We start from the raw sequence: 16,066 nt of genomic DNA, 5'->3' as shown, positions 1-16,066 counted from the left end.
ACCCTATGACAGATTTATCATCTTGGACAGCCTATTTTCAGGATTTTGGACAATTTTTCAATGGTTTCCTCTTCACCCTTGCCCTAGCGATTGGATCCTTTATCCTCGCTATGGTTTTGGGCATCTTCTTTGGAGCTATGTCAACCAGCAAACGTCCAATTTTGCGCATTTTGGCTCGCATCTTTGTTGAATTTTACCAAAACACTCCCCTCTTGGTGCAGTTTGTTATCGTCTTTTATGGTCTACCCCTTATCAGTGACCACACCATCATGATTCCGATTTATTGGACGGCTGTTCTCTGCGTGGGACTCTATCACGGCGCCTATATCGCTGAGGTGATTCGCTCAGGTATTCAATCTATTCCTAGCGGTCAGATGGAAGCTGCCTTATCGCAAGGTTTTACCTATATCAGTGCCATGCGCTTGATTATCTTGCCTCAGGCTTTCCGTATCATTCTCCCTCCTTTGACCAATCAAATTGTCAACCTCATTAAGAATACCTCAACAGTCGCTATCATTTCTGGAGTCGACTTGATGTTTGTGACCAAGTCTTGGTCAGCACTTAACGGAAACTATATCCCAGCCTTTCTAGGTGCTGCCCTTCTCTACTTCTCTCTTTGCTTTCCTGTTGCCCAGTTTGGCCGCAAGATGGAGCAAGCCAACAAAAAAGCCTATTCACTTTAGGAGGTTACTATGGAATCCATTTTAGAAGTTTTGACCCCAGATAACCTAGTCTTTATCTTTAAAGGATTTGGCTTGACCCTCTACATTTCTCTGATTGCCATCGTCCTCTCTACCCTTATCGGTACGGTGCTAGCCGTCATGAGAAATGGGAAAAATCCTGTCTTACGTATCATCTCCAGCATTTATATCGAGTTTGTGCGTAACGTTCCCAACCTCCTCTGGATTTTCACTATCTTTTTAGTCTTTAAGATGAAGTCCACTCCAGCAGGTATTACAGCCTTCACTCTCTTTACCTCAGCAGCCTTGGCTGAGATTATCCGAGGCGGTCTCAATGCCGTAGACAAGGGACAGTACGAAGCAGGAATGTCTCAAGGATTTACCTCAGCCCAAATCCTCTACCACATCATTCTCCCACAAGCCATTCGTAAAATGCTGCCAGCCATCATTTCTCAGTTTGTAACCGTGATTAAGGATACCAGCCTCCTCTACTCTGTTATCGCCCTACAAGAACTCTTTGGAGCCAGCCAAATTCTCATGGGCCGTTATTTCGAACCAGAGCAGGTCTTTAGTCTTTATATCCTGATTGCCCTCATCTACTTCAGCTTTAACCTAGCCATTTCTAGCCTATCTCATATGCTGGCAAAACGTTGGCAACAAGCTGCAGAATAATACTCTTCGAAAATCAAATTCAAACCACGTCAGCTTCACCTTGCCGTACTCAAGTACAGCCTGCGTCTAGCTTCCTAGTTTGCTCTTTGATTTTCATTGAGTATAAACAGCAACTCTCCAGTTAAATTGGAGAGTTTTTTGATGATAGTAGATATTCATAGACCTCAATTTGACACCATACTTTTTCTATGATAAAATGTAACAAATTCATTTACAACAAATCAAAATCTTAATGAAATGGAATTTTTTTATGAAATCAATCAAAGGACTACTCTTTATCATAGCTAGTTTTGTCTTGACTATTTTGACTTGGATGAACACTTCTCCCCAATTCATGCTTCCAGGACTAGCTTTAACAAGCCTATCTCTGACCTTTATCCTAACCACTCGTCTCCCCCTACTAGAAAGCTGGTTTCACGGTTTGGAGAAGGTCTATACTGTCCACAAATTCACAGCCTTTCTCTCCATCATCCTACTAATCTTTCATAACTTTAGTATGGGAGGTCTGTGGGGCTCTCGCTTAGCTGCTCAGTTTGGCAACCTTGCCATCTATATCTTTGTCAGTATCATCCTTGTCGCCTATTTAGGCAAATACATCCAATACGAAGCTTGGCGATGGATTCACCGTCTGGTTTACCTAGCCTATATTTTAGGAATCTTTCATGTCTACATGATGATGGGCAATCGTCTCCTTACATTTAATCTCCTAAGTTTTATTGTTGGTAGCTATGCCCTTTTAGGCTTGCTAGCTGGTTTTTATATCATTTTTCTATATCAAAAGATTGGTTTCCCCTATCTAGGGAAAATTACCAATCTCAAACGCTTAAATCACGATACTAGAGAAATTCAAATCCATCTTAGCAGACCTTTCAACTATCAAGCAGGACAATTTGCCTTCCTAAAGATTTTCCAAGAAGGCTTTGAAAGTGCTCCGCATCCCTTTTCTATCTCAGGAGGTCATGGTCAAACGCTTTACTTTACTGTTAAAAATTCAGGTGACCATACCAAAAATATCTATGGCAATCTTCAAGTCGGCAGCAAAGTAACCCTAGATAGAGCTTACGGACACATGATCATAGAAGAAGGACGAGAAAATCAAGTTTGGATTGCTGGAGGCATTGGGATCACCCCCTTCATCTCTTACATCCGTGAACATCCTATCTTAGATAAACAGGTTCACTTCTACTATAGCTTCCGTGGAGAAGAAAATGCAGTCTATCTAGATTTGCTCCGTGACTATGCTCAGAAAAATCCTAATTTTGAACTCCATCTAATAGACCGTACAAAAGACGGATATCTTAATTTTGAGCAAGAAGAAGTGCCCGATCATGCAAGCGTCTATATGTGTGGTCCTCTTTCTATGATGAAGTCACTTGCCAAACAAATTAAGAAACAAAATCCAAAAACAGAGCTTATTTACGAAGGATTCAAGTTCAAATAAGCACTCATACTCTCCTGGAATTTCCCAGGAGTTTTTTTCTACTCAATCTCAAAAACACTGCCAGATTTCTCTAGCAGTGTTTTGACATTTCATTTGCTTAGTAAACTGTTCTTTCAGTTTCTACATCGAAAAAGTGTGCTTTGTTCAAGTCAAATCCAAGTTCAACTGTTGCACCTGTTTGCAAATAGTCACGAGCATCCACTTTGGCAACAAATTCATCTTTACCAACTTGGCAGTAAAGGTGAGATTCTGAACCAAGCAATTCTGATACTGAAATAGTAGCTTTGACAACTGATTCTGGGAATGTTTCAAGGAAAGCAGGTTCTGCATTCACGTCTTCTGGACGGATACCGAAGATCAATTCTTTACCTTCGTAGCCTTTTTCACGAAGAACTTTCAATGCTCCTTCTGGCACTTTCAAACGGAAACCATCAGAAACAATTTCGCTACCAACCAATTGCACGTTGATGAAGTTCATAGCTGGGCTTCCGATGAATCCTGCAACGAACTTGTTAACTGGGTTTTTGTAAACTTCTTGAGGAGTACCGATTTGTTCTACACGTCCGATAGTACCTGTACCAGCAGGGTTCTTAGTTGCTGACATGATAACGATACGGTCTGCAAGTGTCATCGCTTCTGTTTGGTCGTGAGTTACGTAGATAGTTGTAGCTCCAATACGACGGTGGATTTTCGCGATTTCAGCACGCATTGATACACGAAGTTTTGCATCCAAGTTTGACAAAGGTTCGTCCATCAAGAACACTTTTGCATCGCGGACAATTGCACGACCCATGGCAACACGTTGACGTTGACCACCAGAAAGGTCAGCAGGTTTGCGTTCCAAGAACTCTTTCAATCCAAGGATTTCAGCTGCTTCTTGTACACGTTTGTCGATGTCTTCCTTGCTGTATTTACGCAATTTCAAACCGAAAGCCATGTTGTCATAAACAGTCATATGTGGGTAAAGAGCGTAGTTTTGGAATACCATGGCGATGTCACGATCTTTTGGAGCCACGTCGTTGACAACCACACCATCGATAGATGCAGTACCTTCTGTAATATCTTCAAGACCAGCAATCATACGAAGAGTTGTTGATTTACCACATCCTGAAGGACCTACGAAAACGATAAATTCTTTGTCTTTGATGTCCAAGTTGAAGTCTTCAACTGAGTAGTGTTCGCTGTTTGGATATTTTTTGTAAATATTTTTAAGATTCAATTCTACCATGAGGTGAACTCCTTTTGTCTTTTGATAGTTTTATTATAGATGAAAACGCTTTACATTTCTATGGCAAGGTGACCAAAAAAATAAAAAAGTTCTGTGCAACTTGCACAAAACTTTAGAGAATATCTGGTAAAATCAACTGATAACACAGGGTGAGATCTGTCAACTCCTTCAACTGTAGCCCTGTCAATTCTTCCCACTTATCAATCTTGTATTGGAGAGAATTGCGGTGCAGATAGAGTTGTTGTGCTGTTTTAGTTAGGACTGCACTATTTTCCCATAAGGAGAGAATGATTTCCTGAATCTGATCTTGATCCAAAATCATCTGGTGTAGACATTCCTTGATTACCTTCAAGTCCACAAGCCTTTCTCCCATACTCCACAAATAGAGCTGAGAAAAAGTATGAACACCTTGGTGACCCTGACGCCACCAAGTCTTAAACAAATCGCTCTCTGCTTTAATCAAGTCTGATAGGGCTTGATTTCCCGTCTGAGACCAAACCTGGCCTAACATGATTGACAGACGCAATCCAAAGTCGTACTCAACCGCTTCAATCGTATCACTTAAAATAGCTCGTACAGAGGTGTATTTATCTTGTTGAAGTATGAAAACATAATCCTGAGCTCCGACCTGTAACACTATCTGACAGTTAGGAAAAAGAGTCCGCATCATATCCAGCCAAGAAGCTAGATTTTCCTGCTGAAAATAGGAAAGATGGCAATAAACCAACTGAATCTTTTTAAAAGTTTGTGGTGCCTGTCCCTTCCCCTCAATCAGAAAAGAATACCAAGGATTGAGCGAACGAGCCTGCTCCTGCTGGGTCAAAAGAGCAACCAACTGCTTTTCACGCTCGCTGAGCCCAGCTTCTTCCAGCAAAATCCACTGCTGAGAAGCTAAAGGGAGAGTGAGATAGCCCTCTTTCTCTACTGGTTGGTCTGAAATCTGAGCTTCAGGAAACCAGTCTTGTAGTTCTTTTGCCATCATGTCCTAGCCCTCCACTTTTTGGATGCACCACGAAATCAAGCTCTCAAGACGTTCCAGATTTTCAGTCATATGGAGATATCCCATGACTGCTTCAAAACCTGTGGACATGCGATAAGTCACCACATCAGCATTTTTGGCCTTGGTATGGCTATTGGTATTGCGACCACGTTTGTAGATTTCCTCTTCTTTTTCCGTCAAGACTTGCTCCTCCAACATAAGGGAAATCAGGCGAGCCTGAGCCTTGGCTGAGACATACTTTGTCGCCTCTTGGTGGAGTTTATTGGGCTTGGTCATACCTTTGAGGATGAGGTGACGGCGAATATACATAGAATACACCGCGTCCCCCTCAAAAGCTAACGCAATCCCGTTAATGAGATTGACATCAATCACGAGTCCACCTCACTCCATCCTTGGTGTCAAGGAGCTTAATCCCTTGAGCAGCCAATTGGTCACGGATCTGGTCCGCTGTCGCAAAGTCACGATTGGCACGCGCTTCTTGGCGTTTTTGAATCAAGGATTCGATCTCAACGTCCAAAACTTCCTCAACAAAGACAATTCCAAAGACTTCCAACATATCTGCAAGAGCTTTCTTAACACTTGCATCATAGTTACCTGAGTTAATCCATTTGGCCATTTCAAAGACTACTGTAATACCGTTGGCAGAGTTGAAATCCTCATCCATAGCAGCTACAAACTTATCTTTAAAGGCCTGTAACTCTTGAGCATCTACAGTTCCAGAAAATGGTTGCTCATAAGTGTTCTTCAAATACTTGAGATTAGTATCTGCATCACGCACTGCCTTTTCCGTAAAGTTGATAGGCTTACGGTAATGTTGTGTCGCAAAGAAGAATCGAAGCACTTGGCCATCAAGAGTTTTAAGGGCATCGTGTACGGTTATAAAGTTGCCCAAGGACTTAGACATCTTGACATTGTCGATATTGACAAAGCCATTGTGCATCCAGTAGTTAGCAAAGGTCTTGCCTGTTTTGGCTTCTGACTGGGCAATTTCATTGGTATGATGAGGAAACTCTAGGTCAGCTCCACCACCGTGAATATCAATAGTATCTCCCAAAATCTCTGTTGACATAACCGAACACTCGATATGCCAGCCCGGACGACCAGGTCCCCAAGGGCTATCCCAAGAAATCTCGCCTGATTTGGCAGATTTCCAGAGGGCAAAGTCCACAGGATTTTCCTTACGAGCTGTTTCTTCATCGGTACGACCTGAAGCACCCAGCTCCAAATCTTCCAAGGTTTTATTAGCCAATTTGGCATAGTTGTGAGATTTTTCCACACGGAAATAGACATCTCCTTGACTCTCGTAGGCAAAGCCTTTTTCAATCAAGTCTTCCACAAATCGGATAATGTCAGCCATAAACTCCACCACACGTGGATGGCGAGTCGCAGGTTTGACACCCAAGGCCGTCACATCCTCACGAAAGGCAGCGATGTACTTGTCCGCAACCTCCTGAGGCGTAATGCCTTCTTCCTTTGCACGGTTGATAATCTTATCATCCACATCTGTAAAATTGGAAATATAGGCAACCTCATACCCACGGTACTCAAAATAGCGACGAATCGTATCAAAAGCCACTGTTGAGCGGGCATTCCCCACGTGGATATAGTTATACACTGTTGGCCCACAAACATACATCTTGACCTTGCCGTCCTCAATCGGGACAAATTCTCGCAAATCACGATACATAGTGTCATAGATTTTAATCATAAATCATAGTCAGGAAAACTAAAATCCGAGAACAGTTAGTTTCATCACTAAGAGTTCAATTGAATTTCAGTCCGAATCTCTCTACACTTCGGAATCCCTTGCTCCTTTCTCATTCAGATAAACCACCTGAGTCTGTTTGACAAAGCCAATTTTTTCATACAAACGTTTAGCACCTACATTGCTATCTTCCACTGCAATCTGAAATTCCTTATCATTTTGCTCAATTAGTTGGTTGACGAGGGATTTTGCTAAGTAGCTTCCATAGCCTTTCCCACGTTCAGGTTCCGATATTGCTAACCCGTAGAAGTAATTCGTATTAGTCGATAAATCTACCGTGCAAGTTCCAATAACCTGACCGTCTTTTAACAAAATATATAAGCGACTTTCTGGATCCTTCAGAGCTTCAGCGACATATCTATCCACAATCTCTCTAGATTCATGCTCTTCTGAGAATGCCTGAAATTTCAACTGACTAATTTGATCCTGATACGAACTATCTGCTAACAAAACTTCAAGATTGGAAACATTTGCTAACGGATAAGGTTTTCTATCCTTACCTAACCAAGTTTCTGTCTCTTCATCCTCGACCAAGCCCCAGTTGCTGATAAAATCAGGATGACGGTCTAGAAAAACACGCTCTGTCTGAAAAGTGACTGAACAAATAGAGAAAGAAGCTGTTTCTCTCTCAAAACTAGTAAACAACGCACGCGCAATTCCCTGACGGCGATGATCTGGATGAACCAGTATCGTCACTTCCACATCTTGGTCATCTGCATAGACAGTTAATAAACCAACAAGTTCGCCTTTTTCATAATAAAGGAAAAAGGCGGGCATGTTTGGGTCAAAATTAAGCATGTTAGAGAGATAGGGATCACGATAGGTACCGTCATAGTTTTGGCAACAGTTAATTAGTTTTTTCGCCTCAGATAGCTCCTCTTGGCTTAACTTGTTTCTTGCTTGAATCATATAGGTATCCTCTACAACCCAGACGATCTGTGACTGGCTTCTTTAGCCTGCTCGAGTTTATTGACGTAGTACTCTCGTTTTTCTTCGACTTCGTGAATGACCGGCTCATCCTTTTTACCATGTACACGGACAATCTTAGCAGGAATACCGACAACCGTCACATCACTAGGTACGTCTGCCACGACAACTGCTGCTGCACCGACCTTGGCATTTTCACCAATTTCCACTGGTCCAATGACTTGGGCATGAGCGGATATTAAAGCTCCTTTTCGCACGGTTGGATGGCGTTTGCCACAGTCTTTCCCTGTTCCCCCAAGAGTCACCCCATGATAGAGGAGAACTCCCGTCTCAACGATAGCCGTCTCTCCAATTACAAGACCTGAACCATGGTCGATAAAGACACCTGAATCAATCTGGGCACCTGGATGAATCTCAATCTGAGTCCAAAAGCGCCAAAACTGACTGTGCATACGAGCCAAGAGTTTGAAGCCATGCTTCCAGAGAAAATGTGAAAGACGGTGGGCCGCCAAGGCCTTGACACCTGGATAAGTCAGCAAAACCTCCAAAGTGGTGCGGGCCGCTGGATCATTTTCTTTTACGATATCAATGGTTTCGCGCCACCATCCCATACATTTCTCCTTTTCTTATTCTGAATCTTTTGGTGTTTCTGTAAATTCTTTCTTAGGTTTATGATCCTTGTGATGACGTGGGCGGTGAGGACGCTCTGATTTTTCGCCTTTTTCATCACGTTCAGGTTTTGGAGGACGAGGAAGAAGGGCTTTCATAGAAGCATCCACACGTCCTTTTTCATCAATCTTGATAACCTTAACATCAACTTCATCCCCGATTGCTACCAAGTCTTCGACATTATTGGTACGCGTCCAAGCCATCTCAGAGATATGAACAAGAGCATCTGTCTTATCAAAGAGGTTAACAAAGGCACCAAATTTCTCGATACGAACGACTTTAGCACGATAAACTTCATCGACTTTTGCTTCACGAACCAAACCTGCAATGATTTCTTTAGCACGGTTAATTGCATCTTGATCGCTAGAGTAGATAGAGACGTTACCTTCTTCGTCGATGTCAATCTTAACACCTGTTTCAGCGATAATCTTGTCAATGGTTTCTCCACCCTTACCGATGACAATCTTAATCTTGTCCACATCAATCTTGATGGTATCAATTTTCGGAGCAGTTGGAGCCAATTCTGGACGAACTTCTGGAATGGTTGCTTCAATCACATCAAGGATTTCAAAACGTGCTTTCTTAGCTTGGGCAAGAGCCTCAGTCAAGATTTCTGCAGTAATCCCTTGGATCTTGATATCCATTTGAAGGGCTGTAATCCCGTCACGAGTACCTGCAACCTTGAAGTCCATGTCTCCAAAGTGATCTTCCAAACCTTGGATATCTGTCAAGACTGTGTAGTTGTTTCCATCTGAAATCAGACCCATAGCAATACCAGCTACTGGCGCCTTGATTGGCACACCACCAGCCATAAGGGCAAGAGTTCCCGCACAGATAGAAGCTTGAGATGAAGAACCATTTGATTCCAAGACTTCTGCTACCAAGCGGATAGCATATGGGAATTCTTCCAAACTTGGCAAGACTTGAGCAAGAGCACGCTCACCAAGAGCACCGTGACCAATTTCACGACGACCTGGCGCACCGTAGCGTCCAGTTTCCCCTACAGAGTATTGTGGGAAGTTATAGTGGTGCATAAAGCGTTTCTTGTACTCTGGGTCCAAACCATCAATGATTTGAGTTTCTCCCATCGGAGCCAAGGTTAAGACTGAAAGAGCTTGAGTTTGCCCACGAGTAAAGAGACCTGAACCATGCACACGAGGAAGAAAGTCAACAACCGCATCCAAAGGACGGATTTCATCAATCTTACGGCCGTCAGGACGCACCTTGTCTTCTGTGATCAAACGGCGCACTTCTGCGTGTTCCATTTGTTCCAAGATTTCAGCCACATCACGCATGATACGGTCAAATTCTTCGTGGTCCGCATATTTTTCTTCGTAAACAGCAGTTACTTGGTCCTTAACTGCTTGAGTTGCAGCTTCACGAGCCAATTTTTCTTCTACTTGGACCGCTTTTTGTAGGTCACTGTTGTAGGCTGCGATAATTTCAGCCTGCAATTCAGCGTCCACATGAAGCAATTCCACTTCTGCTTTTTCTTTACCAACAGCTGCAACGATTTCTTCTTGGAAGGCAATCAATTCTTTGACTGCTTCATGCCCTTTGAGAAGGGCTTCCAACATGATTTCTTCTGACAATTCTTTAGCACCAGACTCTACCATGTTGATGGCGTGTTTGGTACCAGCTACTGTCAATTCAAGGAGCGATTGCTCTGCTTGTTCTTGACTTGGGTTGATGATGATTTGACCATCTACATAACCCACCTGTACCCCAGCAATTGGGCCGTCAAATGGGATATCTGAAATAGAGAGTGCCAAGGATGAACCAAACATAGCTGCCATTGGAGCAGAGGCATTTTCATCATAAGAAAGCACTGTGTTGATAACTTGCACTTCATTACGGAAACCTTCCGCAAACATTGGACGGATTGGACGGTCAATCAAACGCGCTGTCAAAGTCGCATCCGTTGAAGGACGTCCTTCACGTTTCATAAAGCCACCAGGAAACTTCCCAGCTGCATACATTTTTTCTTCGTAGTTGACTTGGAGTGGGAAGAAATCCCCAGTTGCCATTTTCTTAGACATCACGGCCGCAGTCAAGACAGTTGACTCACCGTAACGCACGACAACTGCGCCATTTGCTTGCTTAGCAACCTGACCAGTCTCTACAATTAACTCACGACCCGCAAAAGTCGTTTGAAACACTTGTTTTGTCATTTTAATCCCCTTTGGATTGATGAAATTATACGCCTTGCCTACAAAAATCAAGATACTAAGGGCGTGAAGAATCCCGTATGAAAATAGGAGATTGACGCAGTGTACCATGTACACCAGGAAATCTATCTTTTTCACTAGGGATTTAGCCCGTGTTCAATTACTCAAGATACAAATCATTAGAAAGGTTTGATGCTAAAACATCTAAGACTCTCAGTTTAAATGCATTATTTTTTAATACCCTCATCTTTGTATCAAGTACGTACAGAGTCTATTTTATCATATTTTTCTTAAAAAGTGCGGTCTTTACCATTAAAAAGGAACCATTCCCCTCAGCTGAGAAGAATGGTTTGCTTTTTATTATCCTAGAGACTAATGATTAAACAAAGCATGTGTTGCTTGGTGGATGTATTTTGCTGTTTCAGCATTGTTCATAGTGTAGAGATGCACACCAGCCACATCCTGAGTTACCAAGTCCACAATTTGGTCCACCGCATAGGCAAGTCCTGCTGCTCTGAGCGACTCAGGGTCATGCTCATACTTGTCTAAGATGGCTTTAAATTTACGTGGAAGATGGATATTCTCACAAGTTTTCAAGAGGCGGAGAGCCTGATTTCGATTCAGAATTGGCATAATCCCTGCATGAATAGGAACATCAATCCCAGCCAAGATGCACTTGTCTTGGAAATCATAGAAGCGCTCATTGTCAAAGAAAAGCTGAGTTACGAGGCTCGAACAACCTGCATCCACTTTCTTCTTAAGATTTTGAATATCTGAAATCTGATTTGGCGAATCTGGATGCCCTTCTGGATAACAAGCACCAACAATATCAAAGTGAGGAGCTTGTTCCTTGATGAACTCAATCAAGTCCGTTGCGTAGCGGAAATCCTTTTGTGGTTCCACATCAGGAATAATATCCCCACGAAGAGCCAAGATTTTCTGCACCCCAACCTTGTCCAAGTCTGCAATAGTTTCAGCAACCTTGTCCTTGGTCAAATAAATGGCTGGCAAGTGAGCAATAGTCGGAATCGCCAAGTCATTTTGGATAAAGTCAGCCAAACGAACCGTCGTTTCCTTGATATTAAATTTATTATTGCTGGCAGTTACACTGATAAAGTGAGGAGCCAACTCCTGCATATCTTGAAGAGCAGAAATAATGTTATCATTACCCACGGCTGGGTTTGGAGGGAACACTTCAAATGAGAGTGACGGTGTTTGGCGTGACATAGTCATTATCCTTTTCTAGTTGATTTTTTCGTTAGCTGGATTCCTAGAATCCAAGTGAAACAGGCAGATTGACCAAACAGCGCTTCTTGAGAAATCCTTATCTTACAATTTCTCACGCGCAGCTTTCGCTGCTTCCACAAGGCGGATCAAGCTTTCTTTTGTTTCTGGAATACCACGTGTTTTCAAACCACAGTCTGGGTTGATCCAAACTTTCTTGCTTGGCACTTTAGCAAGGATAGCTTCGATTGTGTTGTCGATTTCGCCTTCATTCGGCACACGAGGTGAGTGGATATCGTAAACCCCAGGTCCCACTTCTGTTTGGAAGTTTTTCGCTTTGAGTTCGTCCAAGATTTCAAGGTTTGAACGGCTAGCCTCAAATGAGATAACGTCCGCATCCAAGTTGTCGATAGCTGGAATGATATCTGTAAATTCTGAGTAACACATGTGAGTGTGGATTTGTGTATCTGGCGCTACTGTTGAGTGTACCAAGCGGAAGGCAGGAATTGCCCAGTCAAGGTAGTCTTCGTACCAGTCGCTACGACGGAGTGGCAATTTTTCACGAAGAGCAGCCTCGTCGATTTGGATGATCTTCACGCCAGCAGCTTCAAGGTCAAGAACTTCATCCTTGATAGCAAGAGCGATTTGAAGAGTAGAATCCTTGATAGAGATGTCTTCACGTGGGAATGACCAGTTGAGGATGGTAACAGGTCCAGTCAACATACCTTTAACAGGTTTGTTTGTACGGCTTTGTGCATAGCTAGACCATTTAACAGTGATAGGGTTAAGACGAGTGACATCACCCCAGATGATTGGTGGTTTCACCCCACGCATACCGTATGATTGTACCCAACCATTTTTAGAGAAGAGGTAACCTGACAAGTTTTGACCGAAGTACTCAACCATGTCGTTACGCTCAAATTCACCGTGAACAAGGACATCAAAGTCGATATCTTCTTGCCATTTGATCCATTCATCGATCGTTTCAGCAAGGAAAGCATCGTACTCTTCTTGAGACAATTCACCTTTACGGTAAGCCAAACGTTTCGCACGAACTTCTTTTGTTTGAGGGAATGAACCGATAGTTGTTGTTGGAAGAGCTGGAAGTTTGAAAGCTTCTTCTTGGATAGCTTCACGTTCTGCAAAGGCTGGCAAACGAGTGTAGTCTGCGTCTGTCAAGCCAGCGATACGCGCACGAAGTTCCGCATTTTCACCAACACGCTCAGTCGCAAAGAGTTCTTTGTTAGCTGCAAGTGCTTCTTCACCTTGGCCATTGCGGATAGCATCCAAATCACGAATCTCATCCAATTTTTCAACTGCAAAGGCAAAGTGGTTCAAGATAGCTGGTTCAAATTCTTCATTAGCAGTTGTAAATGGCACATGAAGAAGTGAGCATGAGCTTGTTAAGACAATGTTTTCAGCTGGGATTTGTTCAAGAATAGCCAAGCTCTTTTCGTAGTTGTTGCGCCAGATGTTTTTACCATTGACAATACCTGCGTAGAGAGTCTTGTCAGCTGGGAAGCCACTTTTAACCAATTCAAGAGTTTTCTTACCTTCAACGAAATCAAGACCGATAGCATCTACTGGCAATTTCACAAGGTCAGCGTAGACGTCACGAACGTCACCGAAGTAAGTTTGAAGCAAGACTTCAAGACCTTTTTTGTCAGCCAAAAGTTTGTTGTAAAGGTTCAAGAAGAGAGCTTTTTCTTCAGCTGTCAAATCTTTTACAAGAGCAGCTTCATCCAATTGGATACGAGTCGCACCAAGTTCAGCCAATTTTGCAAAAACTTCTTGGTAAGCAGCAACTAAGCTGTCTACGAAATCTTCTGCTTTCACGCCTTCTTCAAAGTCTGACAATTGAAGGAAAGTGAATGGACCTACAAGAACTGGGCGAGTGTTCAATCCAAGTTCTTTTGCTTCTTGGAACTCATCGAAGATTTTGTGACCAGCCAATTTTACTTGAGTGTCTTTTTCAAACTTAGGAACGATGTAGTGGTAGTTGGTGTTGAACCACTTCTTCATTGGAAGGGCGCGAACATCCCCTTTTTCTCCTTGGTAACCACGACCCAAAGCGAAGTAGCGCTCAAGGTCAGACAAGTCCAAGTTTTGAACTGAAGCAGGTACCACGTTGAAAAGGAAAGCTGCATCTAGGAAGTTGTCATAGTGAGAAAAGTCATTTGATGGAATTTCAGTGATGCCTTTTTCTTTGACAATGTTCCAGTGTTTAGCACGCAAATCTTTTGCGACTGCCAAGAGTTCTTCTTCTGAGATTTCTTTTCTAAAGTATTTTTCAGTTGTAAATTTTAATTCGCGGAATTCGCCCAAACGAGGGAAACCGATGATTGTAGTTGACATGATGTGTCCTCCAAAATTTGTTGTTGAAACTATCTTAACAGAAAAGGAATCATCTGTATAATTGTAAAAAATTAGGCTTTGATATAGTTTGAAACTATATCTCTATTTTAGACAAAAGAAAAAGACTTGAGAAAAATGCCTCAAATCCTTTGTGTAGCTTGTTTTATAACTATATTTCAGTTAGACTGGTCAAACGCGTTATTAGTAATTCTTATAAGTGACTATGACTTGTTATTAGAAAAGACTATAAGTTGATTTTTCTTTTGTAATTCTGATATTTCCCTGAAAAGTGCGGACGGGAGCAACTTACTTCGTAATTTCATCCCTAATTTTTGAGCCAGAATGTCTCAAAAATTCCGTTCTAGATAATAAATTATTATCTAGAATACCACTATAGCGGGAAATATCCGCTAAAAGCTCACTTCGTTCGCACTTGATATAAATAAAGCATAATTTTTCTATATTATACACTTGAGGCACTATAACTGTTAAATTTGTTAAAAATTTCCAACTTCTTCCTATCAACTCTTTCTCTGTTCGAGGGGGACGACTGCTAATGTCTTTCCTAGACTAGCTAGGACTTTTAAGACTGTGTCCAACTGAGGACTTGTCTTGCCTGTTTCCATCCTAGCTATGACAGGCTGGCTTACTCCACTAAGTTCTTCTAGCTTTTTCTGACTGATTCCTTGCTCATGTCTGGCCTCAATCAACTCGCTCATGATAGCCACTCGCATATCACTTTCAAGAATTTCCTCCTTGGTAAAGAGTTCTGACCGGACATCCTTCCAGTTACTTCCAATAGCACTATTCTTCATCACTTACCCCTCTTTCTTTTAGATCTATGTATTTTTTGAAAAAATGAGCGAATTATGAGCGGAATATGAGCGAATAAAGAGTGTTTTTTGTAGTTCCCGATTTTTCTAACAAACCTTGGTTTACAAATAGTTGGAGATAACGACGCATGGTTGCTGCACTCAAACCTGTTAGTTCTTGTGCCACTGCATTTGTTATCTGATAATGCTCTTCAAGATAAGACTCTAACCCATTCGCCCCATACGACCACTCCCATCCTCAAAAGAGGGAATAATTTCTAACTCAAAATGCACAATAAACCGTTCATCTCTTTAGTCTATTTCTAAATCATGTTGCCCAGCTAAAAAGAGATTTTCAAAAAATCGCTCCAAATATTCTGTTTTTTTCTGGAGTAGCTTCGCATTATCAAGAACAAGAGCATCTCGAAAATACTTTGCATTTTCTTGGAAGGGTTTATTGTCTACTTGAAATCCCATAGTTCTAAGGTACTTAATCAAAAATACTGTTATCGTTCGAGTATTTCCTTCTCCAAAAGGATGAATTTGCCAAATACCTGAAATAAAAGTCTTAATATGTTTCACTACTTCAATATCGGATTTTCCTCGATAGTCAAATTGACTTTCCTGCTGAAAATCATAGATCAAACTATCTGCTACCGTGCGAAAATCATCATAAATGACACTGTCTCCATTTAAAACAGCCTCACTTTTTGTAATGTTATAAGAGCGGTATTCTCCCAAGGGAATGCCTTGTGGCAGGAGGCCAAAGAAAAGCTCCCTATGAATCAATTTCAATGTTGTTGGAGCAAATTTAAAGGCATTAGAGGACAAGAGTTCCACAATTCTCATGGCAACAAGGTCTGCTTCTCTTGTGCTATCATCGATCTCTTGGTGATAAGCCGTTACTTGATCATAAACTTCTTGATAAGTCAACTTTCCTTGAGAATTTTGCTCTGCTAGTTCTCTCATATACGGAGACGGCTCTAGATTATCTACCTTTTGTAAACCAAATCCCGTTTCCCATAGGTCTAATTTGGTCTGATAAGAGAATCTGGGATTATCAATTTCATAGGTCGGTGTCATGGTTTTCCTTTCTAAACAAAGCTTCAAGTAAAATCTATACAC

General features: G+C 42.0%; 15 protein-coding genes. 3 read left to right on the top strand and 12 right to left on the bottom strand.

Features of this window, described 5'->3' with window-relative positions:
• Positions 1 to 5: 5 nt before the first annotated feature.
• From N8M20_RS04385 to N8M20_RS04375, 3 genes are all read left to right on the top strand, one after another.
• Positions 6 to 683: an amino acid ABC transporter permease gene (locus N8M20_RS04385; protein WP_000131145.1), complete on the top strand. Its 678-nt coding sequence runs from the start codon at positions 6 to 8 to the stop codon at positions 681 to 683.
• Positions 684 to 692: 9 nt separating this feature from the next.
• Positions 693 to 1,352, top strand: a complete 660-nt coding sequence (locus tag N8M20_RS04380; RefSeq protein ID WP_000443889.1) for an amino acid ABC transporter permease — start codon at positions 693 to 695, stop codon at positions 1,350 to 1,352.
• A gap of 250 nt (positions 1,353 to 1,602) precedes the next feature.
• Positions 1,603 to 2,793 (top strand): ferredoxin reductase family protein, encoded by a 1,191-nt coding sequence (locus tag N8M20_RS04375; protein WP_261079207.1) that lies wholly within the window; start codon positions 1,603 to 1,605, stop codon positions 2,791 to 2,793.
• Between the two features lie 97 nt (positions 2,794 to 2,890).
• On the opposite strand, the gene N8M20_RS04370 is transcribed toward N8M20_RS04375, so the two are convergent.
• From N8M20_RS04370 to N8M20_RS04315, 12 genes are all read right to left on the bottom strand, one after another.
• Positions 2,891 to 4,021: an ABC transporter ATP-binding protein gene (locus N8M20_RS04370; RefSeq protein ID WP_261079206.1), complete on the bottom strand. Its 1,131-nt coding sequence runs from the start codon at positions 4,019 to 4,021 to the stop codon at positions 2,891 to 2,893.
• A gap of 112 nt (positions 4,022 to 4,133) precedes the next feature.
• The gene (locus N8M20_RS04365) at positions 4,134 to 5,003 is read right to left on the bottom strand and encodes a helix-turn-helix domain-containing protein (protein WP_261079205.1); all 870 of its coding nucleotides are present in this window, start codon (positions 5,001 to 5,003) and stop codon (positions 4,134 to 4,136) included.
• A 3-nt stretch (positions 5,004 to 5,006) separates the two neighbouring features.
• On the bottom strand, positions 5,007 to 5,393 hold the full coding sequence (locus N8M20_RS04360; RefSeq protein ID WP_000567927.1) for a Mini-ribonuclease 3: 387 nt from the start codon (positions 5,391 to 5,393) through the stop codon (positions 5,007 to 5,009).
• Positions 5,386 to 6,729: a cysteine--tRNA ligase gene (cysS, locus tag N8M20_RS04355; protein ID WP_261079204.1), complete on the bottom strand. Its 1,344-nt coding sequence runs from the start codon at positions 6,727 to 6,729 to the stop codon at positions 5,386 to 5,388. Before cysS ends, N8M20_RS04360 begins: the two co-directional genes overlap by 8 nt.
• A gap of 81 nt (positions 6,730 to 6,810) precedes the next feature.
• The gene (locus N8M20_RS04350; protein WP_060805884.1) at positions 6,811 to 7,695 is read right to left on the bottom strand and encodes a GNAT family N-acetyltransferase; all 885 of its coding nucleotides are present in this window, start codon (positions 7,693 to 7,695) and stop codon (positions 6,811 to 6,813) included.
• 11 nt (positions 7,696 to 7,706) lie between these two features.
• Positions 7,707 to 8,324, bottom strand: a complete 618-nt coding sequence (gene cysE, locus N8M20_RS04345; RefSeq protein WP_049516296.1) for a serine O-acetyltransferase — start codon at positions 8,322 to 8,324, stop codon at positions 7,707 to 7,709.
• Positions 8,325 to 8,339: 15 nt separating this feature from the next.
• Positions 8,340 to 10,553 carry a polyribonucleotide nucleotidyltransferase gene (pnp, locus tag N8M20_RS04340; protein ID WP_261079203.1) on the bottom strand — a complete coding sequence of 738 codons (2,214 nt, stop codon included), beginning with the start codon at positions 10,551 to 10,553 and terminating at the stop codon, positions 8,340 to 8,342.
• A gap of 369 nt (positions 10,554 to 10,922) precedes the next feature.
• The gene (gene metF, locus N8M20_RS04335; protein ID WP_261079202.1) at positions 10,923 to 11,777 is read right to left on the bottom strand and encodes a methylenetetrahydrofolate reductase [NAD(P)H]; all 855 of its coding nucleotides are present in this window, start codon (positions 11,775 to 11,777) and stop codon (positions 10,923 to 10,925) included.
• A 102-nt stretch (positions 11,778 to 11,879) separates the two neighbouring features.
• Entirely contained in the window at positions 11,880 to 14,129 is a 2,250-nt protein-coding gene (metE, locus tag N8M20_RS04330; protein WP_261079201.1) for a 5-methyltetrahydropteroyltriglutamate--homocysteine S-methyltransferase, read from the bottom strand.
• 521 nt (positions 14,130 to 14,650) lie between these two features.
• Positions 14,651 to 14,944, bottom strand: coding sequence for a helix-turn-helix domain-containing protein (locus N8M20_RS04325; RefSeq protein WP_000797746.1), 294 nt, complete (start codon positions 14,942 to 14,944; stop codon positions 14,651 to 14,653).
• Between the two features lie 52 nt (positions 14,945 to 14,996).
• Positions 14,997 to 15,128, bottom strand: a complete 132-nt coding sequence (locus N8M20_RS04320) for a helix-turn-helix domain-containing protein (RefSeq protein ID WP_261079200.1) — start codon at positions 15,126 to 15,128, stop codon at positions 14,997 to 14,999.
• A gap of 125 nt (positions 15,129 to 15,253) precedes the next feature.
• Positions 15,254 to 16,024 (bottom strand): Fic family protein, encoded by a 771-nt coding sequence (locus N8M20_RS04315; RefSeq protein ID WP_261079199.1) that lies wholly within the window; start codon positions 16,022 to 16,024, stop codon positions 15,254 to 15,256.
• Positions 16,025 to 16,066 lie beyond the last annotated feature (42 nt).

The organism is Streptococcus mitis, from assembly GCF_946190275.1.
Taxonomy (GTDB): domain Bacteria; phylum Bacillota; class Bacilli; order Lactobacillales; family Streptococcaceae; genus Streptococcus; species Streptococcus mitis_DC.
This window is presented reverse-complemented; position numbering and strand designations above follow the sequence as displayed.

What these genes read in the sequence shown, in the direction of transcription:
- N8M20_RS04385 (WP_000131145.1), top strand. Translation starts at nt 6, where the DNA reads ATGACAGATTTATCATCTTGGACAGCCTATTTTCAGGATTTTGGACAA.
- N8M20_RS04380 (WP_000443889.1), top strand. Translation starts at nt 693, where the DNA reads ATGGAATCCATTTTAGAAGTTTTGACCCCAGATAACCTAGTCTTTATC.
- N8M20_RS04375 (WP_261079207.1), top strand. Translation starts at nt 1,603, where the DNA reads ATGAAATCAATCAAAGGACTACTCTTTATCATAGCTAGTTTTGTCTTG.
- N8M20_RS04370 (WP_261079206.1), bottom strand. Translation starts at nt 4,021, where the DNA reads ATGGTAGAATTGAATCTTAAAAATATTTACAAAAAATATCCAAACAGC.
- N8M20_RS04365 (WP_261079205.1), bottom strand. Translation starts at nt 5,003, where the DNA reads ATGATGGCAAAAGAACTACAAGACTGGTTTCCTGAAGCTCAGATTTCA.
- cysS (WP_261079204.1), bottom strand. Translation starts at nt 6,729, where the DNA reads ATGATTAAAATCTATGACACTATGTATCGTGATTTGCGAGAATTTGTC.
- N8M20_RS04350 (WP_060805884.1), bottom strand. Translation starts at nt 7,695, where the DNA reads ATGATTCAAGCAAGAAACAAGTTAAGCCAAGAGGAGCTATCTGAGGCG.
- cysE (WP_049516296.1), bottom strand. Translation starts at nt 8,324, where the DNA reads ATGGGATGGTGGCGCGAAACCATTGATATCGTAAAAGAAAATGATCCA.
- pnp (WP_261079203.1), bottom strand. Translation starts at nt 10,553, where the DNA reads ATGACAAAACAAGTGTTTCAAACGACTTTTGCGGGTCGTGAGTTAATT.
- metF (WP_261079202.1), bottom strand. Translation starts at nt 11,777, where the DNA reads ATGTCACGCCAAACACCGTCACTCTCATTTGAAGTGTTCCCTCCAAAC.
- metE (WP_261079201.1), bottom strand. Translation starts at nt 14,129, where the DNA reads ATGTCAACTACAATCATCGGTTTCCCTCGTTTGGGCGAATTCCGCGAA.
- N8M20_RS04325 (WP_000797746.1), bottom strand. Translation starts at nt 14,944, where the DNA reads ATGAAGAATAGTGCTATTGGAAGTAACTGGAAGGATGTCCGGTCAGAA.
- N8M20_RS04315 (WP_261079199.1), bottom strand. Translation starts at nt 16,024, where the DNA reads ATGACACCGACCTATGAAATTGATAATCCCAGATTCTCTTATCAGACC.